This is a genomic window from Klebsiella grimontii (assembly GCF_042137965.1).
GTDB lineage: Bacteria > Pseudomonadota > Gammaproteobacteria > Enterobacterales > Enterobacteriaceae > Klebsiella > Klebsiella grimontii.
Map to the genome: position 1 here is coordinate 5,691,723 of NZ_CP169721.1, position 20,932 is coordinate 5,712,654.

20 protein-coding genes are annotated in these 20,932 nt (G+C 55.0%); 10 read left to right on the plus strand and 10 right to left on the minus strand.

Annotated elements, in window-relative coordinates; all coding sequences use genetic code 11:
- Positions 1-150 precede the first annotated feature (150 nt).
- The 6 genes from glmS to phoU all read left to right on the plus strand — a co-directional run bounded on the left by glmS (position 151) and on the right by phoU (position 6,918).
- Positions 151-1,980, plus strand: coding sequence for a glutamine--fructose-6-phosphate transaminase (isomerizing) (gene glmS / locus ACE3MN_RS26655; RefSeq protein ID WP_004871870.1), 1,830 nt, complete (start codon positions 151-153; stop codon positions 1,978-1,980).
- Between the two features lie 316 nt (positions 1,981-2,296).
- Positions 2,297-3,337: a phosphate ABC transporter substrate-binding protein PstS gene (pstS, locus tag ACE3MN_RS26660; RefSeq protein ID WP_004127017.1), complete on the plus strand. Its 1,041-nt coding sequence runs from the start codon at positions 2,297-2,299 to the stop codon at positions 3,335-3,337.
- Between the two features lie 135 nt (positions 3,338-3,472).
- The gene (gene pstC, locus ACE3MN_RS26665) at positions 3,473-4,432 is read left to right on the plus strand and encodes a phosphate ABC transporter permease PstC (protein WP_004871867.1); all 960 of its coding nucleotides are present in this window, start codon (positions 3,473-3,475) and stop codon (positions 4,430-4,432) included.
- Complete coding sequence (pstA, locus tag ACE3MN_RS26670; RefSeq protein ID WP_004107257.1) at positions 4,432-5,322, plus strand: phosphate ABC transporter permease PstA; 891 nt, start codon at positions 4,432-4,434, stop codon at positions 5,320-5,322. Before pstC ends, pstA begins: the two co-directional genes overlap by 1 nt.
- Positions 5,323-5,369: 47 nt before the next feature.
- Complete coding sequence (gene pstB / locus ACE3MN_RS26675) at positions 5,370-6,143, plus strand: phosphate ABC transporter ATP-binding protein PstB (protein WP_004107254.1); 774 nt, start codon at positions 5,370-5,372, stop codon at positions 6,141-6,143.
- A gap of 49 nt (positions 6,144-6,192) precedes the next feature.
- Complete coding sequence (phoU, locus tag ACE3MN_RS26680; protein WP_004107251.1) at positions 6,193-6,918, plus strand: phosphate signaling complex protein PhoU; 726 nt, start codon at positions 6,193-6,195, stop codon at positions 6,916-6,918.
- A gap of 240 nt (positions 6,919-7,158) precedes the next feature.
- Here phoU and ACE3MN_RS26685 read toward each other — a convergent pair whose 3' ends face one another.
- Positions 7,159-7,353 carry a hypothetical protein gene (locus ACE3MN_RS26685; RefSeq protein ID WP_131930602.1) on the minus strand — a complete coding sequence of 65 codons (195 nt, stop codon included), beginning with the start codon at positions 7,351-7,353 and terminating at the stop codon, positions 7,159-7,161.
- Positions 7,354-7,390: 37 nt separating this feature from the next.
- Here ACE3MN_RS26685 and ACE3MN_RS26690 point away from each other — a divergent pair, with 37 nt between their 5' ends.
- From ACE3MN_RS26690 to ACE3MN_RS26700, 3 genes are read left to right on the plus strand one after another with little or no spacing between them, the layout of a single operon-like run.
- Positions 7,391-9,037 carry a carbohydrate porin gene (locus ACE3MN_RS26690; protein WP_102650128.1) on the plus strand — a complete coding sequence of 549 codons (1,647 nt, stop codon included), beginning with the start codon at positions 7,391-7,393 and terminating at the stop codon, positions 9,035-9,037.
- Positions 9,038-9,078: 41 nt separating this feature from the next.
- Positions 9,079-10,245, plus strand: coding sequence for an esterase (locus ACE3MN_RS26695; RefSeq protein ID WP_004871855.1), 1,167 nt, complete (start codon positions 9,079-9,081; stop codon positions 10,243-10,245).
- A gap of 54 nt (positions 10,246-10,299) precedes the next feature.
- Positions 10,300-11,037: a glucosamine-6-phosphate deaminase gene (locus ACE3MN_RS26700; RefSeq protein ID WP_004871852.1), complete on the plus strand. Its 738-nt coding sequence runs from the start codon at positions 10,300-10,302 to the stop codon at positions 11,035-11,037.
- Positions 11,038-11,078: 41 nt separating this feature from the next.
- On the opposite strand, the gene yieH is transcribed toward ACE3MN_RS26700, so the two are convergent.
- Positions 11,079-11,744, minus strand: a complete 666-nt coding sequence (gene yieH / locus ACE3MN_RS26705) for a 6-phosphogluconate phosphatase (RefSeq protein WP_049087043.1) — start codon at positions 11,742-11,744, stop codon at positions 11,079-11,081.
- Between the two features lie 167 nt (positions 11,745-11,911).
- On the opposite strand from yieH, the gene adeP reads away from it, so the two are divergent.
- Entirely contained in the window at positions 11,912-13,249 is a 1,338-nt protein-coding gene (gene adeP / locus ACE3MN_RS26710) for an adenine permease AdeP (RefSeq protein ID WP_004127003.1), read from the plus strand.
- A 48-nt stretch (positions 13,250-13,297) separates the two neighbouring features.
- On the opposite strand, the gene ACE3MN_RS26715 is transcribed toward adeP, so the two are convergent.
- From ACE3MN_RS26715 to ACE3MN_RS26750, 8 genes are all read right to left on the minus strand, one after another.
- Positions 13,298-13,864 (minus strand): NADPH-dependent FMN reductase, encoded by a 567-nt coding sequence (locus ACE3MN_RS26715; protein WP_098067446.1) that lies wholly within the window; start codon positions 13,862-13,864, stop codon positions 13,298-13,300.
- A gap of 37 nt (positions 13,865-13,901) precedes the next feature.
- Positions 13,902-14,639, minus strand: coding sequence for a 4'-phosphopantetheinyl transferase superfamily protein (locus ACE3MN_RS26720; protein WP_024360541.1), 738 nt, complete (start codon positions 14,637-14,639; stop codon positions 13,902-13,904).
- 147 nt (positions 14,640-14,786) lie between these two features.
- Positions 14,787-15,746, minus strand: coding sequence for an HTH-type transcriptional regulator YidZ (yidZ, locus tag ACE3MN_RS26725; RefSeq protein WP_004871844.1), 960 nt, complete (start codon positions 15,744-15,746; stop codon positions 14,787-14,789).
- Complete coding sequence (locus tag ACE3MN_RS26730; protein WP_049131993.1) at positions 15,715-16,896, minus strand: MFS transporter; 1,182 nt, start codon at positions 16,894-16,896, stop codon at positions 15,715-15,717. The genes yidZ and ACE3MN_RS26730 overlap by 32 nt, the downstream gene beginning before the upstream one ends.
- Before the next feature lie 169 nt (positions 16,897-17,065).
- On the minus strand, positions 17,066-17,530 hold the full coding sequence (gene nanQ, locus ACE3MN_RS26735; RefSeq protein WP_004871842.1) for an N-acetylneuraminate anomerase: 465 nt from the start codon (positions 17,528-17,530) through the stop codon (positions 17,066-17,068).
- Positions 17,527-18,402 (minus strand): N-acetylmannosamine kinase, encoded by an 876-nt coding sequence (gene nanK / locus ACE3MN_RS26740; RefSeq protein WP_049087039.1) that lies wholly within the window; start codon positions 18,400-18,402, stop codon positions 17,527-17,529. The genes nanQ and nanK overlap by 4 nt, the downstream gene beginning before the upstream one ends.
- Positions 18,399-19,088, minus strand: coding sequence for an N-acetylmannosamine-6-phosphate 2-epimerase (locus ACE3MN_RS26745; protein WP_004871839.1), 690 nt, complete (start codon positions 19,086-19,088; stop codon positions 18,399-18,401). Before ACE3MN_RS26745 ends, nanK begins: the two co-directional genes overlap by 4 nt.
- Positions 19,089-19,138: 50 nt before the next feature.
- Positions 19,139-20,629: an MFS transporter gene (locus ACE3MN_RS26750; protein ID WP_102650129.1), complete on the minus strand. Its 1,491-nt coding sequence runs from the start codon at positions 20,627-20,629 to the stop codon at positions 19,139-19,141.
- Between the last annotated feature and the right edge of the window lie 303 nt (positions 20,630-20,932).

Here is a 20,932-nt window from a genome sequence, read left to right on the forward strand (position 1 = left end):
AGAGCGGGGTGAGGGGATAACATAATCCTCCCCCCACGGCAGTACCCATAAAAATAACCCCACTCTCTACAAGGCTCGGGGCGCCCGAAATTCGGGTAAACAGGTTGACCGACAACGTATGGCATACAGCCAAAATCGGAATGAAAAACTATGTGTGGAATTGTTGGCGCAGTCGCGCAGCGTGATATTGCTGAAATCCTTCTCGAAGGTTTACGTCGTCTGGAATACCGCGGTTACGACTCTGCCGGTCTGGCAGTCGTCGATAACGAAGGTCATATGAACCGCGTTCGTCGCCTTGGGAAAGTACAGATGCTGGCCCAGGCACTGGAAGAACATCCGTTGCACGGCGGTACCGGGATTGCCCATACCCGCTGGGCGACGCACGGCGAACCGTCTGAAGGTAACGCGCATCCGCATGTTTCTGACCATATTGTGGTGGTGCATAACGGGATCATCGAAAACCATGAGCCGCTGCGCGAGCTGTTGCAGTCGCGAGGCTACGTTTTTGTCTCCGAGACTGACACGGAAGTGATTGCGCATCTCGTTCACTGGGAGCTGGAACAAGGCGGCACCCTGCGTGAAGCCGTTCTGCGAACCATCCCGCAGCTGCGTGGCGCTTACGGCACCGTGATCATGGATACCCGCGATCCGGGTACGCTGCTGGCCGCTCGTTCAGGCAGCCCGCTGGTCATTGGCCTGGGGATGGGGGAAAACTTCATTGCCTCCGATCAGCTGGCGCTGCTGCCGGTTACCCGCCGCTTTATCTTCCTCGAAGAGGGCGATATTGCTGAGGTTACTCGCCGTTCGGTGACTATCTTTGATAAATCCGGCGCCGAAGTGCAGCGCCCGGACATCGAATCCAATCTGCAGTACGATGCGGGCGATAAAGGTATCTATCGCCACTACATGCAAAAAGAGATCTACGAGCAGCCGAACGCTATCAAAAATACCCTTTCCGGGCGCATTAGCCATGGTGAGGTTGATTTAAGCGAGCTGGGCCCGCAGGCTAACGAGCTGCTGTCGCAGGTCGAGCATATTCAGATCATCGCCTGCGGCACCTCCTATAACTCAGGTATGGTTTCCCGCTACTGGTTTGAGTCGCTGGCAGGGGTACCGTGCGATGTCGAAATTGCCTCCGAGTTCCGCTACCGCAAATCGGCCGTGCGTCGTAATAGCCTGATGATCACCCTCTCTCAGTCAGGCGAAACGGCAGATACGCTGGCCGGTCTGCGCCTGTCGAAAGAGCTGGGCTATCTGGGCTCGCTGGCGATTTGTAATGTGCCTGGTTCCTCTCTGGTGCGTGAATCCGATCTGGCGATGATGACCAACGCCGGAACGGAAATCGGCGTCGCCTCGACCAAAGCCTTCACTACGCAGCTGACCGTTCTGCTGATGCTGGTGGCGAAACTGGCGCGCCTCAAAGGCCAGGACGCCGCTATCGAACACGAGATCGTGCATGGCCTGCAGGCGCTGCCGAGCCGCATTGAGCAGGTGCTTTCGCAGGATAAGCGTATCGAAGCGCTGGCTGAGAATTTCTCTGACAAACACCACGCGCTGTTCCTTGGACGCGGCGATCAGTATCCCATCGCCCTCGAAGGGGCGCTGAAGCTGAAAGAGATCTCCTATATTCACGCAGAAGCCTATGCTGCCGGTGAGCTGAAGCATGGTCCACTGGCGCTGATTGACGCTGAGATGCCGGTAGTGGTGGTGGCGCCGAACAACGAACTGCTGGAAAAACTGAAATCCAACATTGAAGAAGTTCGCGCCCGCGGCGGCCAGCTGTACGTCTTTGCTGACGGCGATGCGGGTTTCACCAGCAGCGACAATATGCACATCATCGAGATGCCGCACGTTGAAGAGGTTATCGCGCCAATCTTCTACACCGTACCGCTGCAGCTGCTGGCGTATCACGTCGCGCTGATCAAAGGGACTGACGTCGACCAGCCGCGTAACCTGGCGAAATCAGTTACCGTGGAATAACGGTTTTTACATCGTGACAGGGCTGCCGTCCGGCAGCCCTTTTTATTTGCGGCGAACGGCGAGATCCCACCCGCTTTATGACAGTCTGTCATTTTTGAGACGCTTTTTTGCCGTCATAAAAATAAAATTTTTCGGCAATCTTTTCCTCATTATCTTTATTAACAATATGATTTGTATTGTTTTTATTTAGCGTGAAATCCCGCCTTTTCGCCTGTCATAAAACTGTAATAATTCGTACATTTTACTGTCACCTGTTTGTCCTATTTTGCTCACCATAGCTTCGAAACAATGGTTTACGAATCCAGCAGGAGACATTATGAACGTTATGCGTACCACCGTCGCAACAGTTGTCGCCGCGACCTTATCGATGAGCGCTTTCTCTGTTTTTGCAGCAGCAAGCCTGACTGGCGCAGGCGCAACTTTCCCCGCGCCGGTGTATGCCAAGTGGGCAGATACCTATAACAAAGAAACGGGTAATAAAGTTAATTACCAGGGTATCGGCTCCTCTGGCGGCGTAAAACAAATTACGGCCAACACCGTAGACTTTGGCGCTTCTGATGCCCCTCTGGCTGACGATAAACTGGCTCAGGAAGGTCTGTTCCAGTTCCCGACCGTTATCGGCGGCGTGGTGCTGGCGATTAACCTGCCTGGCGTGAAATCCGGCGAGCTGGTGCTTGATGGTAAAACGCTGGGTGATATCTACCTTGGCAAAATCAAAAAATGGGATGATGCAGCGATTGCTAAGCTCAACCCGGGCATGAAGCTGCCTTCTCAGAATATCGCCGTTGTTCGTCGTGCCGATGGTTCCGGTACTTCCTTCGTTTTCACCAGCTATCTGGCGAAGGTGAACGAAGAGTGGAAATCTAAAATCGGCGCGGGTTCAACCGTAAACTGGCCGACCGGACTGGGCGGTAAGGGCAACGACGGCATCGCCGCGTTTGTTCAGCGTCTGCCGGGTTCTATCGGCTACGTCGAATATGCCTACGCAAAACAGAATAACCTCGCTTACACCAAACTGCTGTCCGCCGATGGCAAGCCGGTGAGCCCGACTGAAGATAACTTCGCTAACGCGGCGAAAGAAATCGACTGGAGCAAATCCTTTGCACAGGATCTGACTAACCAGAAAGGCGACAACGCATGGCCGATTACCTCGACCACCTTCATTCTGGTTCACAAGGCTTCCAACAAGCCAGAGCAGACCGCTGAAGTGCTGAAGTTCTTCGACTGGGCGTATAAAAACGGCGGTAAAGAGGCTAACGCGCTGGATTATGCAACCCTGCCGGAAAGCGTGGTTGAGCAGGTTCGCGCGGCATGGAAGACCAACGTCAAGGATAGCAGCGGTAAAGCGCTGTACTAATACCCGTCATACTTCGAGCTACAGGCGCGTTGGCAGCGCTTGCCTGCAGCTCGAATTATTTAGGGTATGGCATTACCTTTGTCAGAAAGATCAGTAAACTACGATTTTTTCTGGCCCGAAACTGAAGAGTAACTTATGGCTGCAACCAAGCCGGCATTTAACCCTCCGGGGAAAAAGGGTGACATAATTTTCAGCGTGCTGGTAAAACTGGCGGCGCTGATTGTGCTATTGATGCTTGGCGGCATCATCGTCTCCCTTATCATCTCGTCCTGGCCAAGCATTGAGAAATTCGGCTTTGCCTTTCTGTGGACCAAAGAGTGGGATGCGCCGAACCAGATTTTCGGTGCCCTGGTGCCTATTTACGGAACGCTGGTCACCTCATTTATCGCGCTGCTGATCGCCGTGCCGGTGAGCTTCGGTATCGCGCTGTTTTTGACCGAACTGTCACCCGCCTGGCTCAAGCGCCCGCTGGGTATCGCCATTGAGCTGCTGGCCGCGATTCCCAGTATCGTATACGGCATGTGGGGTCTGTTTATTTTCGCCCCGCTGTTTGCGACCTACTTCCAGGAGCCTGTTGGCAACGTTCTCTCGACCATTCCGTTCGTTGGCGCGCTCTTTGCGGGCCCGGCATTTGGTATCGGTATTCTGGCGGCAGGCGTGATTCTGGCCATCATGATCATCCCTTATATCGCGGCCGTTATGCGTGACGTCTTTGAACAGACGCCGGTGATGATGAAAGAGTCGGCATACGGTATCGGCTGTACAACGTGGGAAGTTATCTGGCGTATCGTTCTGCCCTTTACCAAAAACGGCGTTATCGGCGGAGTGATGCTCGGACTGGGGCGCGCGCTGGGGGAAACCATGGCGGTGACCTTTATTATCGGCAACACCTACCAGCTTGATAGCGTTTCATTATATATGCCAGGCAACAGCATCACCTCCGCGCTGGCCAATGAGTTTGCCGAGGCGGAAACCGGGCTGCACGTTGCCGCATTGATGGAGCTGGGCCTGATTCTCTTCGTTATTACCTTTATTGTTCTTGCCGCATCGAAGTTTATGATTATGCGTCTGGCTAAGAACGAGGGGGCACGCTAATGGCGACGATTGAACTACAAACCACCGCGGAGCTGGCGGAGTCTCGCCGCAAAATGCAGGCAAAACGCCGCATGAAAAACCGCCTCGCCCTGACGCTATCGATGGCGACCATGGCGTTTGGCCTGTTCTGGCTTATCTGGATCCTGATGTCCACCGTTACCCGCGGCATCGACGGCATGAGCCTGGCGCTGTTTACCGAAATGACCCCGCCGCCAAATACGGCGGGCGGCGGTCTGGCAAACGCCCTGGCAGGTAGCGGATTGTTGATTCTGTGGTCGACGGTTATCGGTACCCCTCTGGGCATTCTGGCGGGGATTTATCTGGCGGAATATGGCCGTAAATCCTGGCTGGCGGAAGTGATTCGGTTTATTAACGATATCCTGCTTTCCGCGCCGTCGATTGTCGTCGGTCTGTTTGTGTACACCATCGTCGTTGCGCAAATGCAGCACTTTTCCGGCTGGGCGGGCGTGATTGCGCTGGCGTTGCTGCAGGTGCCTATCGTTATTCGTACCACTGAAAACATGCTGAAGCTGGTTCCGGACAGCCTGCGCGAGGCGGCTTATGCGCTGGGTACGCCGAAGTGGCGCATGATTTCTGCGATCACCCTGAAGGCATCGGTATCGGGCATTATGACCGGTATCCTGCTGGCCATCGCCCGTATCGCCGGGGAAACGGCGCCGCTGCTGTTTACCGCGCTCTCCAATCAGTTCTGGAGCACCGATATGATGCAGCCGATCGCTAACCTGCCGGTAACGATTTTCAAATTTGCCATGAGTCCGTTTGCGGAGTGGCAGCAACTGGCATGGGCCGGGGTCTTGATTATCACCCTGTGCGTATTGCTGCTGAACATTCTGGCGCGCGTTATTTTCGCGAAGAATAAACACGGTTAATTTTTGCGGCGCGGCGAAACGCGGCGCCGAATGAGGAAGAGAACGAGATGAGTATGGTGAATACGACCCCGGGTAAACTTTCAGTACGTAATCTGAACTTCTACTACGGAAAATTCCATGCCCTGAAAAACATCAACCTGGATATCACCAAAAACCAGGTTACGGCGTTTATCGGTCCGTCAGGCTGCGGTAAATCCACGCTGCTGCGTACGTTCAACAAAATGTTTGAGCTGTACCCGGAGCAGCGCGCGGAAGGCGAAATTCTGCTGGATGGCGATAATATTCTCACCAACACCCAGGATATCGCCCTGCTGCGCGCCAAAGTGGGGATGGTGTTCCAGAAGCCGACGCCGTTCCCGATGTCGATTTATGACAACATCGCCTTTGGTGTACGCCTGTTTGAGAAACTCTCCCGCGCGGATATGGACGAGCGAGTGCAGTGGGCTTTGACCAAAGCCGCATTGTGGAATGAAACCAAAGATAAACTGCATCAGAGCGGATATTCTCTCTCCGGTGGTCAGCAGCAGCGTCTGTGCATCGCGCGTGGTATCGCTATTCGTCCGGAAGTCTTACTGCTGGATGAGCCCTGCTCGGCGCTGGACCCGATCTCTACCGGGCGTATTGAAGAGCTGATTACCGAACTGAAACAGGATTACACCGTCGTTATCGTGACCCACAACATGCAGCAGGCCGCGCGTTGTTCCGACCATACGGCATTTATGTATCTTGGTGAGCTGATTGAATTCAGCAACACGGACGATCTGTTTACCAAGCCCGCTAAGAAGCAAACTGAAGATTACATTACTGGCCGCTACGGTTGATTGCCCTTCTGCTTTCAGGCTCTAACCTATTGGGCAATCAGGAGATACTATGGATAACCTAAATCTTAACAAACATATTTCCGGCCAGTTCAACGCCGAACTGGAGTACATCCGCACCCAGGTCATGACCATGGGTGGGCTGGTGGAACAGCAGCTTTCTGATGCGATCACCGCGATGCATAACCAGGACAGCGAGCTGGCGAAGCGCGTTATCGACGGCGATAAGCAGGTCAATATGATGGAAGTCGCGATCGATGAAGCCTGCGTACGCATCATCGCCAAGCGTCAGCCAACCGCCAGCGACCTGCGCCTGGTGATGGCGATTATCAAAACCATCGCCGAGCTGGAACGTATCGGCGACGTCGCGGATAAAATCTGCCGCACCGCGCTGGAAAAATTCTCCCAGCAGCATCAGCCGCTGCTGGTAAGCCTGGAATCGCTGGGGCGCCATACCGTGCAGATGCTGCACGATGTACTGGATGCCTTTGCGCGTATGGACCTTGATGAAGCCGTGCGTATTTATCGCGAAGATAAGAAAGTTGACCAGGAATATGAAGGCATCGTACGTCAGTTGATGACCTATATGATGGAAGATTCGCGCACTATTCCAAGCGTGTTGACCGCGCTGTTCTGCGCCCGCTCGATTGAGCGTATCGGCGATCGTTGCCAGAATATCTGTGAATATATTTTCTACTTCGTCAAAGGTCAGGATTTCCGTCACGTTGGCGGTGACGAGCTGGATAAACTGCTGGCGGGAAAAGATCCCAAAGAGTAATAAATCACAGAGACTAATTCTGATAAAAGGACATATCAGAATTAGTTATGATATATGTTTAAGTTATTTTTTCATTAACAATAACGGTGCGATTGTCGTCACAAATAACAATTTCACTAATTGTGGTTTTATTTTTATAGCGTAACAATACGGTTTATCAATCGGGTGACTTGTCGTTACAAGGCCCGAATGGAAACGGCGGATTGTTACTGCGTAAGCAGGCAAAACCTGACATCACCTTTAATCTGGTGATGTCAGGTTTTTTTTTGCCAAATAATCCACCCGCAGTAGATGAATGGGGTTGTTACCGCCGTGCGGGCAAAACCTGAAGAAAATCGCCTCTGTTTTATGCAGGGAGTTTTCTTCAGGTTTTTTTATGCGATGAAAGAATGTCTGAGGATAAACCATGCCTTCGCGCTGGTCGTTATTTTTCACGATATTCAGCTGCGCTCATTTTATATAAAGGGACCTTATGTTTAAAAGAAATCTGATTACATCTGCCATTATTATTATGGCACCGATCGCTTATTCCTCCCATGCTATGGCGGCATCGTTGACGGTTGAACAGCGCCTTGAGCTTCTGGAAAAGGCGCTTAAGGATACGCAGTCCGAACTTAAAAAATATAAAGATGAAGAGAAAGCCAGAAATCAAATCTGGGTCGCCAATACGCAGCCGGGCGGAAATAAAACGAGCGCGGCTCGGCAGGCCGTAAGCTCGCCAGCGCCGGCCCGCGCCGCCCAAAAACCGGCGGCGGTGCTGGTGAAAAATGAACAACCCGCGGCTAACGGCGAGTCTATCTATAGCTCCATGACGATGAAGGATTTCAGTCAGTTCGTGAAGGATGAAATTGGCTTCAGCTATAACGGCTATTACCGTTCCGGTTGGGGAACCGCTTCTCATGGATCGCCAAAATCGTGGGCGATTGGTTCGCTTGGCCGCTTTGGTAACGAATACTCTGGCTGGTTTGATTTACAGCTTAAGCAGCGGGTCTATCAGGAAGGCAATAAGCGTGTTGATGCGATCGTGATGTTAGACGGTAACGTCGGGCAGCAGTATTCCAGCGGCTGGTTCGGGGATAACGCTGGCGGCGAGAACTATATGCAGTTCTCTGATATGTACGTCAATACCAAAGGTTTCCTGCCGTTTGCGCCGGAAGCGGATTTCTGGGTCGGCAAGCACGGCGCGCCGAAAATTGAAATCCAGATGCTGGACTGGAAAACGCAGAGAACCGATGCCGCAGCAGGCGTTGGCCTTGAAAACTGGAAGGTGGGCGCGGGTAAGTTTGATATTGCGCTGGTACGCGAGGACGTTGATGATTACAACCGTACGTTGACCAAAAGCCAGCAACTTAACACCAATACCATTGATATCCGCTATAAAGAAATCCCTCTCTGGGATAAAGCCTCATTAATGGTGACCGGCCGCTATGTCGCGGCAAATCAGAGCTCATCAGAAAAATATAATGAAGGTAATAATGGGTATTATGAATGGAAAGATACCTGGATGGCGGGAACGTCGTTAACGCAGAAATTCGATAACGGCGGGTTTAACGAGTTTTCATTCCTGCTGGCGAACAACTCTATCGCCAGTAGCTTCTCGCGCTATGCGGGATCCAGTCCGTATACCACCTTTAACGGCAGATACTATGGCGATCATACCAACGGCACCGCCGTTCGTTTGACCTCCCAGGGGGAAACCTATCTGAGTGATAACATCATTATGGCTGACGCCATCGTTTACTCCTTTGGTAATGATATCTACAGCTACGAGACTGGCGCGCACTCCGATTTCGAATCTATTCGCGCCGTCGTTCGTCCGGCCTGGATCTGGGATAAATATAACCAGACCGGCGTCGAACTGGGCTATTTCAAACAGCAGAACAAAGATATCACCGGCAAGAAATATAACGAATCCGGTTACAAAACCACCCTCTTCCATACCTTTAAAGTGAATACCAGTATGCTGACCTCACGCCCGGAAATTCGTTTCTATGCGACTTATATTAAAGCGAAGGATATCGACCTGGATAAGGCCGCTAACAGCAACACCAGCAGCATTTTTGAAGATGGTAAGAACGATCAGTTTGCCGTTGGCGCCCAGGCTGAAATCTGGTGGTAAGGCTGGCAATGGCCAGGACAAAATTCTAAAGAGGAATAACGATGAAACGACATGCTATTTACTTCGCTCTGGCGCTGGCGGGCGCAGCGTTTACCGCTCATGCTGCGCCGTTTCCGGCCACGCCGAGCGCGGCGATCCCGGTCAGCCAGTATATTACACAGGTTAACGGCGATAAGAGTATTACCTTCCGCCTGTTTGCCCCGGACGCAAAACGGGTATCCGTGGTGACGGGGGCAACGCCGGACACCTTCGTCTCCCACGATATGGCCAAAGATGAACAGGGGATCTGGACATGGAAAAGTGAAGCTCTGGCGCCCAACCTCTACGAATACTATTTTGATGTCGACGGATTCCGTTCAGTCGATACCGGTAGCCGCTATCAGAAACCCCAGCGTCAGGTGAATACCAGCCTGATTCTGGTACCCGGCAGCATTCTTGACGATCGCGCGGTGGCTCATGGGGAACTACGCACCTTGACCTACCACTCAAAGGCGCTGAATTCTGAACGCCGTGCCTACGTGTGGACGCCGCCGGGCTATACCGGTACCGGCGAGCCGTTGCCGGTGCTCTATTTCTATCACGGTTTTGGCGACAGCGGCCTGTCGGCCATCGATCAGGGGCGTATCCCGCAAATCATGGATAACCTGTTGGCGGAAGGCAAAATCAAGCCCATGCTGGTGGTGGTGCCGGATACCGAAACCGATATTCCTGAAGCGGTTGCGGAAAACTTCCCGCCGCAGGAACGGCGTAAAACCTTCTATCCACTGAATGCGAAAGCGGCGGATAAAGAGCTGATGAACGATATTATTCCGCTGATTGATGCCCGCTTTAATGTGCGGAAAGACGCGGATGGCCGGGCGCTTGCCGGGCTGTCGCAGGGCGGTTATCAGGCGCTGGTCTCGGGAATGAACCATCTGGAGAGCTTCGGCTGGCTGGCGACCTTCAGCGGCGTAACGACAACCACGGTGCCGGATGCCGGCGTCGAGGCGCAGCTAAAAAACCCGCAGGCGATCAATAAGCAGCTGCGTAATTTCACCGTCGTCGTGGGTGAGAAAGACGCGGTCACCGGTAAAGATATCGCCGGACTGAAAGCGGAGCTGGAGAAGCAGAACATCAAATTTGACTACCACGAGTTTCCGGGCCTGAACCACGAAATGGACGTCTGGCGCCCAGCCTACGCCGAGTTCGTGCAGAAGCTGTTCAAATAAAATCAAGGAGCCAGATCCCTGGCTCCCTGTCTTCATTATATTCAGGGAGATAACATGAAGTTAATCGTGACGGAAGATTATGCCGAGATGAGCCTGGTCGCCAGCCATCATGTTTTAGGCTACATCACCGCGCCGCGGAGGATGAATCTGGCGGTAACGGCAGGCAGTACGCCGAAGAAAATGTATGAACATCTGACGGCAGCGATTAAAGGCAAGTCCTTCTATTCTCAGGCCCATTATTACAATTTTGATGAGATCCCGTTCCGCGGACAGGATCGCGAAGGGGTGACCATTTCCAATCTGCGCAGCCTGTTTTTCACTCCCGCTCAGATCCCGGAAGAGAATATCCACAAGCTTAGCCATGCAAACTTTATCCATCACGACCAGCGGTTACAGGAGGAGGGGGGCCTGGATCTGGTGGTGATGGGTCTCGGCGCTGACGGCCATTTTTGCGGTAACTTACCGAATACCACGCGGTTCCACGATGCGACGGTGAAAGTCCCTATCGTCGGGGATTTGGTGGATCTCGTCGCGCATGGCGAAATGGACGGCGACTTCTCCGCGGTGCCGGATAGCTACGTCACGATGGGGCCGAAAAGCGTTATGGCGGCGAAAAATTTGCTGCTGATCGTCAGCGGAGCGGCAAAAGCGCAGGCGCTAAAGCAGGTGATTGAAGGCGAAGTCAGCGAGCGGGTTCCGGCTTCGGTGCTGAAACTGCATCCTTCCCTGGTGATTGTGGCTGATAAAGCAGCGGCTGCGGAATTGACTAAAGCGCAGTCCTTCTCAGCGTAGCGCAGGCGGGTCGCTCCGGGGTTGCGCTACGCTGCGGCTTTTTATCGGGTAATATGCCAGCCGCGCGCTTTCCACAGTTCCGGCAGCGCTTCCAGACGGGTAAACGTCGTCACTTTCGGATGGTCGATGGGCTTGTTGTGCGGATCGGCGCAGAAGTAGAACACCTCCATGCCTGCCGCGATCCCCGACTGCGCGCCTGCGCTGGAGTCGTCGACCAGAATGCAGTTCTCTACGTTAACATTCATCGCTTTTGCAGCATGCAGCATCAGTGCCGGATCGGGCTTCCAGCGCTGGATATCGTAGCCGCTATACAGACGCTCGGGGAAATGGCGCAGCATGCCTGTTTTACCGAGAGAGTGCTGCATTTTGCTGACCGGGCCGTTGGAGACCACGCACATCGGCACGTTGACCGCGTCCAGCAGCGCCTGTGCGCCAGAAATGACTTCCAGTTCAGTATCAAACAGGCGCGCGACTTCATCGCGGTAAACCGGCTCAAGGGTCGCCTTATCCAGATTAACGCCGTACTCCGCGTTAATGGTATCGATAATCTCGTACAGCTTTACGCCTTTGAAGCGCTTAAAAATCTCTTCTAAATCCAGCGTAATGCCGAATTCCCTGAACATGTGAACGTAGGCGCGGGAGCAGATCACCTCGCTGTCGACCAGCGTGCCGTCACAGTCGAAAAATACTGCTTCTGGTTGGGTCATGTCGTTTCCATTTTAATAAGTTAACGTTTTCGTCATGCTGATTGGTGAGACGCAATCGTTGCCGTATAAGCAAAATCAATGAAAAAAAGTATCTCACAACCGCCCCTATTGTCGCATTTTGGTATAGGATAGCGACGAATTTTCCCTCCTTTGTTCGGAAACCGATAATGAGTCAACAACAAACCAGCCAGTCATCTGGCCAGGGTCTGCTGGAGCGCGTGTTCAAATTGCGTGAACACGGCACCACGGCCCGCACCGAAGCGATTGCAGGTTTCACCACTTTTCTGACAATGGTGTACATCGTTTTTGTTAACCCACAGATTCTCGGCGTGGCGGGTATGGATACCAGCGCCGTTTTTGTCACAACCTGTCTGATCGCCGCATTCGGCAGCATTATGATGGGGCTATTCGCTAACCTCCCGGTGGCGCTGGCGCCGGCAATGGGCCTGAACGCCTTTTTTGCGTTTGTTGTGGTACAGGCAATGGGCCTGCCATGGCAGGTGGGGATGGGCGCTATTTTCTGGGGCGCGGTTGGCCTGCTGCTGCTGACGATTTTCCGCGTACGCTACTGGATGATTGCCAATATTCCGGTTAGCCTGCGCATCGGCATCACCAGCGGTATCGGCCTGTTTATCGGTATGATGGGCCTGAAAAACGCCGGCGTGATCGTCGCCAATCCGGAAACCCTGGTGAGCATCGGCAACCTGACGTCCCACAGCGTGCTGTTGGGTATCCTTGGCTTCTTCATTATCGCGATTCTGGCTTCCCGCAATATTCACGCCGCGGTGCTGGTTTCTATCGTGGTTACCACGCTGCTGGGCTGGATGCTGGGTGACGTTCACTACACGGGCATCGTTTCCATGCCGCCGAGCGTGACTACGGTGATTGGTCATGTTGACCTGGCGGGCTCGCTGAATCTCGGCCTGGCGGGCGTGATCTTCTCGTTTATGCTGGTGAACCTGTTCGACTCCTCCGGCACGCTGATCGGCGTGACCGATAAAGCCGGTCTGGCCGATGCGCAGGGCAAGTTCCCGCGTATGAAGCAGGCGCTGTTTGTCGATAGCGTATCGTCCGTTGCCGGCTCCTTTATCGGCACCTCTTCCGTAACCGCCTATATTGAATCGTCCTCGGGCGTTTCCGTGGGCGGCCGTACCGGCTTAACCGCCGTGGTCGTTGGGCTCTTGTTCCTGCTGGTGATTTTCCTGTCGCCGCTGGCGGGTATGGTCCCGGCCTACGCCGCAGCCGGTGCGCTGATTTACGTTGGCGTCCTGATGACCTCCAGCCTGGCGCGCGTGAAGTGGGATGATTTAACCGAATCAGTGCCTGCGTTTATTACCGCCGTGATGATGCCGTTCAGCTTCTCCATTACGGAAGGTATTGCCTTAGGCTTTATCTCTTACTGCGTGATGAAGATTGGTACCGGCCGCCTGCGCGACCTCAGTCCGTGCGTGATTGTGGTTTCGCTGCTGTTCGTGCTGAAGATTGTGTTTATCGACGCGCATTAATACCTGCGCCGCCACACTCGCCCGTTCTGGCGAGCGTGACGGCGTCTGTCAGGCCTTAACCCGCTGAATGTACTCGGCAAAAGCGCTAAGCTGCCCGCTCAGATGATCGAGCGTGCTCTGATCGACGACTTTCCCCTCCTGCGGATCCACTTTGTTCTGAATCACGCCGCCCATAAATTCGGGCTTATTCATCACCATTGCGTCGAGGAATACCAGAATCTGGCGCAGATGGTACTGACAGCGCGCGCCGCCAATAGCCCCCATCGAACTGGTTTGAATCAGTACCGGCTTACCGGCCAGCGGCTGTTCCGACAGACGAGATAGCCAGTCGATGGCGTTTTTCAGGCCGCCGGGAACCGAATAGTTATATTCCGGCGTCACGATGACCACACCGTCGGCCTCGCGAATTTGCTGCGCGATATCCTGAACGCTTTGTGGGAATCCCTCTTCCTGCTGGACATCGGCATCATAGAGTGGAATATCGCCAATGGACGGTAACGCGGAAACCGCCATACCTGCGGGCGCGATGCCGGGGAGGGTACGCGCGACCATGGCATTAAAAGAGCCTTTGCGCAGACTTCCGAGTAACGTAACAACTTTCAACGTATCAGACATGATTGCTCCTTTGCATCATGATGGCCGGGAAAACCGGTCAGTTGAGGGAGAAGGCTTTTTCTACCGGTAAACTGGTGAAGCGCATCAGCCGGGCGGACGGTTCTTTAGCACGGGCCTGAGCGTCAGGCAGGCTGCGCCAGCCCTCGTTACCATTATATTCCCAGACTTTCAGTTGACCGATATCCGGGCTGGCGGCGATAGACCAGACCAACACCGTTTCGGCGTCGCACACGGCTTCGATTGCCTGCGTCCCGCTTGTGCGTAACCGCCCGGAGCCCGGAAGAAGCTGTAGGTTAACGGCGGTTTCGCCGGTCAGTTTCATGACGCTTTTGCGCAGCGCGTCAAGCTGAGCGCGAGCTTCGTCAGGATCGTGCTGATTGCTAATCCATACACGCTCATTACTGTTAAAAACGTAGCGGTCGGCGTCGTGCGGGGAGTGTAAACCGCGGGAGGCGTGCGGTAATTCCATATCCAGGCCGCAATCGCCTTCGGTGGTTAACGCGACGCCGACGATATTTCCAGCATAGGAGATGGAGAAATGCGGGAGATGTTCGTCGCGAAAAGCGGGTTTTCCATTTTCTTCATCAATAATTTCGGGAAGTTCGCTGATGCCGTACAGCATAAAGAGGAGTTCTGCGAGGAGTGACCGGGATGCGCGATAGCGGCTTTGTCGGTACTCAGGCAGGCGCCTGGCGGATTGATGGCAGGCCGCTGACAGGCGTGTTGATAACGGTTCTCGGGTGTTAAGTATCCCTCTTGCAAAATGCGTTGCCATTCGTCGCTCCGTGATTAATGGTCAATGATAGAAATTGCGAATTATATTATCGCTCAGAATTGTCAGGTTTTAATGCGGAAATCACCCGTTGAAAAGAGAAATTGCATGAATTTTACAATTTATTGCGCAAGGCGGGCTAACCCAGCGCTATAGCGGTTCAGTGTAGAGCTGTCTCAGCGTTTCTCGCAGCCAGACGATCTTCGGGTTGTAGCTGTTGCGCTTATGCCACAGGAGGGTAAAGGGGACGCGTATTTTCTCCAGCTGCGACGGTTCCAGCGGCAGCGGCAGTGAGACCAGCGGCAGATGATGCTGCTGATTGTAGCGCTGGCAATAGCGCGGGGCGGTGGCCAACATCGTATGATGAGGCTGGGCCGCCATAAACAGCGACTGTTCAAAGCCCGGAACGGTCAACGCCACGGTGCGTTTATGCCCCAGGTCATGCAGAACATCATCCAGCGCCCAGGTATCGCTTTGTTCCCAACAGATATTGATATGCGGATAGCGTAAAAAAGCGTCCAGACTCCACTCATCGTTCAGCGCGGGATGATCGGCGCGCAGCCATACCTGAGGTAGATCGGTAAACAGGATTTCAAAATCGATATACCAGGGCAGCAGGCTGAGCTGTTCACGGGAGCGAGGATGGGTTTCCCGGCCGCAAAAACCGATGTCGACTTCGCCGCGAATAATGGCATCCAGCGAATCGTAATCCCAGTTGCGCAGGCGGATCAGCGCCTGCGGATAGCGTTGGTAGATCCGCTGTGAAAGCGAGTTCAGCAGGATCATCAGCAGGGGCGACTCCGCCGCCAGCTCAAACTTTAGCCCGCTTGGCATGGTGTGATGGGGCTTGTCGAGGATCTGATTACCCATCTGCATCCAGTCCGCCAGATCCTGCTCCATACTGCTCATCAGCGGCGTGGGCGACAGTCCCAGAGGCGTTTTGACAAATAGCGGATCGTCAAACCAGGCGCGCAGTTTAGCCAGCGACTTGCTCACCGCCGACGGCGAAACGTTCATCCGCTTCGCCGTGCGGGTAACGCTGAGCTCCTGGGTTAAGAGCTGCAGGCACAGCAGTAAGTTAAGATCGAGACTCGACAGGGGTTTTTTCATAGCGTTGCGCGGCCCGCGCCGGAGAGGCGACCATAATCAGAACAATACTCACTATGCTACAGGCAATAAGTATCCCGATCAGCATATTCATCGCGCTGAGCCCGATGATAGCCGCCAGCCAAATCCACAGTGAAGAGCCGCAAACCTGAGCAATCCCCAAAACTGAACTCGCCACGCCAGCGCGCAGGGTAAATGGCCCCAGGGCCTGGCTCATCGCCACGCCAAAGCCGGCTGAGAACCCGGCGCAAATCAGCCCCAGCCCTAGCATCGTTATCGTCTGGCTGGTGGCAAAGCTCAGCAGCGCGCCCGCGATAAAGAAGAGCACCTGCGAGGTCAGCATCAGGGTGCGGGGCTTAAAGAGCGTCAGAGCAAACGGCGTCGAGAACGACACCACCATGCTCACTAGCGCCATGAGCGCCATCGCCATGGAATAAGTCCCGCGATCGAAGCCCATCACTTCCATCATCAGCACCGGGGAGACGTTAACGTAGGTCAGAATCGCCGTCACGCTGAGGGTGGTCACGATCGTTCGGCTGAGGAAAAAGCGGTTAAGCAGCGATTCGGGGGCGACATTTTGCTGCGCCGCCTGCGGAACGGATGTTGGACGCGTTTCCCGCAAGATAAATATCGACAGCAGCCCCACCAGAACGCCCATGCCGGTCATGGTATAGAACAGGCTCTGCCAGGGGTATTTCAGCATAATCAGGTGGCCGAGTACCGGTGCCAGCACCGGAATAATGCAGGTGATGCCGTTAAGAAGGGAAAGCACCTTCGCCCGGCGGCGATCGTCGAGGGTATCGCGCAGCACCGCAAAGGCGACGACGTAGCAGCTGCCCGCGCCAATCCCCTGAATAAAACGCCCCGTCAGGAAGTGGGCGCTGACCTGCGCCTGCGAGCAGATAAGGGAGGCGAGTATGAAAACAACGGCGCCGAAAATCGCCACCGGCTTACGGCCTGACTTGTCGGCGATACGGCCAGCAAACAGCATGGCTGCGGCCATCCCGGCCAGATAAACCGAGAAGGCGATGTGCAGCTGCGCTTCACTGGCCCCCAGATCCTGCGCAATGCGCGGCAGGCCGACCAGATACATATCAATACCGGATGGATAAAGCAGAACCAGCGCAAAACTGCAGATAAGAAAGCGTGCCATAGAACCCTCGCATAAGATTGCCGTACAGCATAGAGGGGTTCGTGCGGTAGTACGAGTTGCCATTTGGACAACAATGATTTCCTGGGAGGAAAAGCGACGAAGCAAGCGTCGCTTTGGCGTTGGGAGGCCATCCCGCCAGGACGCATATCTGGCGGGCGAAGTAAGTGACTCAGACAAGCAGCGCGCGGTTAACTTTAATTACCGCTTTTTTTATCTCCATGCTCGCTGCGCCCTGCACGCCCGGCTTATGCGGTTCGCCAGGGAAAAAAATGGCGAACATGCCAGGCTTCAGGGTCACCTGCTGCTGGTCGGCGATAGCTGCGCACAGCTGGTAGTCCTCTTCTTTATGCCAGGTGTCGCACTCACGGGCGCTATCGGCCACGCCGCAGTGGATTGTCTCCTCGCCTTGCAGCAGGATCTGAATATCAATAAATTTTTCGTGCAGCTCCGCTTTTTTACTTTCCGCCGACTGCGTGGCGAAGCGCATGACGTTCATATAAATATCATCGCCCTGCAACTCATAACGCCCCGGTTCACGCTGCTGCGGCTGAGCCTTAACGGCCAGCCTCACGGCCTCAAGCAGAACGGGTGACAGTCCCGCGCATTCCGGGTGATGTATATCGCCGATAATCATAATGCTTTGTCCTCCGCTAACAACGCCGCGCCAATCAGGCCGGCATCATGCTGATAGTGTGCGGCTACAATCTTCGTGTGATAGACCGCAGGTTCCTGCGCCAGATAGGTCTCAACCAGCGGGAGATAGCCGGGTGCCAGCCCGATGCTGCCGCCCAGTACGGCACACTGGCAGTTAACGCTGGCCTTCATGTCGGCAATCAGCCGGGCGATGGTTTGCGCCGAACGGTGGACTAACGACGTTGCCTGCGGATGGCCGCTCTGCGCAAGAGCAAAAATGGATTTGGCCGTCATCCCCTGCAGATCGTCCGTCGCCAGCGCGGCGATCCCTCTGCCGGAGGCAATAGCCTCTACGCAGCCGGTGCGACCGCAGCCGCAGCGCGGACCGTGCGGATCGGCCAGCGTGTGGCCGATATGCCCGGCCAGCCCTTCGTTCCCGGACAGGAGCCGACCGTTGCAGATGATACCGCCGCCCACGCCCGTTGAGATGGTGATGAATACCATCTCGTCGGCATCGACAGACAGGGCGTGATATTCGGCCCAGGCCGCCGCCTGCGCATCGTTCACGACCAGGCACGGTCGCCCCGTCAGCTGCGCCAGCGTCTCCCGCAGGGGAAACTGCGCCAGTCCGCCAAGGTTATCCGGATTTAACGCCGTCAGTACGCCGTGACGAATGATTCCCGTCGAGGCGGCCGCTACCCGCCGGGCCCGCCCCGCGAAAGGCGCGACCAGCGCGCTCAACGCCTCCGTCAGCGCCGCCGGCGTTTTGCTGGCGGGCGTCGGCAGCGCTCGTTTCTCCAGCACGTGATGCTGCGTGTCAATCAGCGCGGCGGCCAGCTTGGTGCCGCCGATGTCTATCGCCAGCGTTGTCATAGCGCAACCTCAGCCAGCGCATCGCGGTACCACTGGCAAATGTGTTCAATACGCGTAATCGCGGAACCGACGGTCACCGCCCATGCGCCTTGCTTTATGGCCTGCGCCGCCAGGGCCGGAGAGTTGAACCGCCCTTCGGCAATGACCCGGTATCCTTTGGCGCTAAGGGCCTGCACTAGCGGGAAATCCGGCTCATTGGGTACTGCTTCCGTGGTATACCCGGACAGCGTAGTGCCGATAATTTCTGCGCCCAGAGCGTGGCAGCGAGTACCGTCTTCAAGGTTCGAGCAGTCTGCCATCGCGACGCAGCCCTGCTGATGAATGCGCTCGATAGTTGCCTTCACGCTGGCCGGACGCGGGCGATCCGTGCCGTCAAAGGCGATAATATCCGCACCTGCCTGCGCCAACGCGTCCACATCCTCAAGGAACGGCGTGATGCGCACCGGCGAGTCCGGCAGGTCGCGCTTGATGATGCCGATAATGGGTACTGAAATAAGTTCGCGCGTGGCCTTCAGGTTATTAATGCCTTCAATACGTACCGCGACCGCACCCGTCTTGACCGCCGCCAGCGCCATCGCCGCGACGATTTCAGGCTTATCTAACGGGCTGCCCGGCACCGGCTGGCACGAGACAATGAGTCCGCCCAATTCTTTAACCTTCACATCCAAAGTATCAAATAAAGACATAGCGCTATCCCTTACTTCCGTTTGCGCCCGACAGCGCCGGGCGCATGAATTTAATGTTTACTGCAAAGCGGTGCGTTCGCTTTGTCGTGACGAACCTTTGCCCCACTGAATGGTTTGCCATCAATGGCGTCATGGGTTCGCAGCGCTTCCGGGCGAATCCAGCGCTGTACGCGGGACGGCATATCGAGGCCAATCAGCAGGATCACCACAAACGTCAGTCCGAAGGAGAGCGACCCCAGCGCCGTACCCAGATGCATATGCTGTGCGACCAGCGCGCCGAGGACCGGCGCCGCCGCCCCGCCCAGAGCGCCGACGTTGTAGGTGAAGCCCAGACCGGCAGCGCGCTGATCGGTGTCGAAGTAACCACCGATCAATTTCGGTAGTATTCCCGCGATCCCCTGGCCCAGCATCTGCTGGAAGAAGAGCAGGAGACCCAGGCCCCACAGGCTGGCGCCGCCGATGGCGAAAACAGGGATAATCAGGACCTGCGAGGCCAGCAGGCTGTAAACGTAGGCTTTACGCGTGCCCAGCCAGTCGCCGAGGAACCCGCCGACAATGCAGCCGACGGCCGCGCCGAATCCGCTGAAGAAAAGCACCTTCGCCACCGCCGCCGGATCGTATGCCAGCTCGGTTTTCAGGTAGGTCGGCAGCAGCGCCTGGATAGGCCAGGAATAGAGGAAGGCGAACAGAACGACAACCATCAGCATTACGCCGGTCGGCCAGCGTTTTCCGCTGCTCTGTACCATAAAGCTGATGAAAATAACGGTGCAAACGAGCGACAGCGCAATCACTACCAGCGGGTTGTGCTGATTACCTGCGAAGCAGAACCACAGCGCCGCCGTTGCTATCAGCGTCGTTGCTATATTCATGGCGCGGTATTTACCGCGATAGAGGATATCCACCATCGTCCGTACTGGCGCTTTCTTCGTCTGCCGCTCTTTCCAGTCTTCCGTTTCCGGAATATTTTTACGCAGCCACAGCGCGAAAATAATCGGCAGAATGCCAAGGAAGAATAAGGCGCGCCAGCCCCAGAGGGGCACCACCAGGCTGTAAACCTGCGCCGCCACAACGGCGCCGACGGAAAAGCCGGATATCAGGAAGCCGCTGGCTTTGTTACGCAAATGTTTTGGCCAGCTTTCAATAACATAGGTTGCGCTGGAGCCGTACTCGCCGGCCATCCCCATTCCGATCACCATTCGGGCAATAAACATCGAGGTGTATCCCGGCGCAAAGCCGCAGGCCAGCGTACCGACGGAGAAAAGAATAATACTGCTGACCATCGCCAGGCGGCGGCCATAACGGTCGCCCATCGCCCCCAGCAGCAGGCCGCCGAACCAACGGGAGATAAACGCCGCGGAAATAATACTCGCCGCCTGGACCGTGGTGAGCTGAAATTCGCTTTGTACTTCGGTGAGCACCAGAGCGATTAAAACGAAATCAAAACCATCCAGTAAATAGCCCAGCCAGGCTGCAGAGAAAGCCCGCCATTGGGACTTATTGAGGTGCTTATACCATGGTTTGGTACTTATTATTTCACTCATATGCTCTCCTGTGATGAGCAGCGTTTTTATGCTGTCGGGCCTAAAACAGCAGGGAGGCGCACAGCCAAATGAAGTTAAACTCCATTTAATATATTTTTTAGAAGTTAAACGCCACAAGAGCATTTCATGAAATGTGTGAACAAGATCATGGACAAAGAAGAGGAGAAACGAAAAAAGGCGATCTGACTCACGCCATGAGACGTACAATGTTTGCGCCGCTCAGGATATAGCCGCGGCGTCACGGCGTTTTTAAAAATCCATATTGCCTGGTGATGCGCTGTACTTCATCATTAGCGCCTGATA

Coding starts and splice junctions, on each gene's coding strand:
- glmS (WP_004871870.1), top strand. CDS start 151: ATGTGTGGAATTGTTGGCGCAGTCGCGCAGCGTGATATTGCTGAAATC.
- pstS (WP_004127017.1), top strand. CDS start 2,297: ATGAACGTTATGCGTACCACCGTCGCAACAGTTGTCGCCGCGACCTTA.
- pstC (WP_004871867.1), top strand. CDS start 3,473: ATGGCTGCAACCAAGCCGGCATTTAACCCTCCGGGGAAAAAGGGTGAC.
- pstA (WP_004107257.1), top strand. CDS start 4,432: ATGGCGACGATTGAACTACAAACCACCGCGGAGCTGGCGGAGTCTCGC.
- pstB (WP_004107254.1), top strand. CDS start 5,370: ATGAGTATGGTGAATACGACCCCGGGTAAACTTTCAGTACGTAATCTG.
- phoU (WP_004107251.1), top strand. CDS start 6,193: ATGGATAACCTAAATCTTAACAAACATATTTCCGGCCAGTTCAACGCC.
- ACE3MN_RS26690 (WP_102650128.1), top strand. CDS start 7,391: ATGTTTAAAAGAAATCTGATTACATCTGCCATTATTATTATGGCACCG.
- ACE3MN_RS26695 (WP_004871855.1), top strand. CDS start 9,079: ATGAAACGACATGCTATTTACTTCGCTCTGGCGCTGGCGGGCGCAGCG.
- ACE3MN_RS26700 (WP_004871852.1), top strand. CDS start 10,300: ATGAAGTTAATCGTGACGGAAGATTATGCCGAGATGAGCCTGGTCGCC.
- yieH (WP_049087043.1), bottom strand. CDS start 11,744: ATGACCCAACCAGAAGCAGTATTTTTCGACTGTGACGGCACGCTGGTC.
- adeP (WP_004127003.1), top strand. CDS start 11,912: ATGAGTCAACAACAAACCAGCCAGTCATCTGGCCAGGGTCTGCTGGAG.
- ACE3MN_RS26715 (WP_098067446.1), bottom strand. CDS start 13,864: ATGTCTGATACGTTGAAAGTTGTTACGTTACTCGGAAGTCTGCGCAAA.
- ACE3MN_RS26720 (WP_024360541.1), bottom strand. CDS start 14,639: ATGGCAACGCATTTTGCAAGAGGGATACTTAACACCCGAGAACCGTTA.
- yidZ (WP_004871844.1), bottom strand. CDS start 15,746: ATGAAAAAACCCCTGTCGAGTCTCGATCTTAACTTACTGCTGTGCCTG.
- ACE3MN_RS26730 (WP_049131993.1), bottom strand. CDS start 16,896: ATGGCACGCTTTCTTATCTGCAGTTTTGCGCTGGTTCTGCTTTATCCA.
- nanQ (WP_004871842.1), bottom strand. CDS start 17,530: ATGATTATCGGCGATATACATCACCCGGAATGCGCGGGACTGTCACCC.
- nanK (WP_049087039.1), bottom strand. CDS start 18,402: ATGACAACGCTGGCGATAGACATCGGCGGCACCAAGCTGGCCGCCGCG.
- ACE3MN_RS26745 (WP_004871839.1), bottom strand. CDS start 19,088: ATGTCTTTATTTGATACTTTGGATGTGAAGGTTAAAGAATTGGGCGGA.
- ACE3MN_RS26750 (WP_102650129.1), bottom strand. CDS start 20,629: ATGAGTGAAATAATAAGTACCAAACCATGGTATAAGCACCTCAATAAG.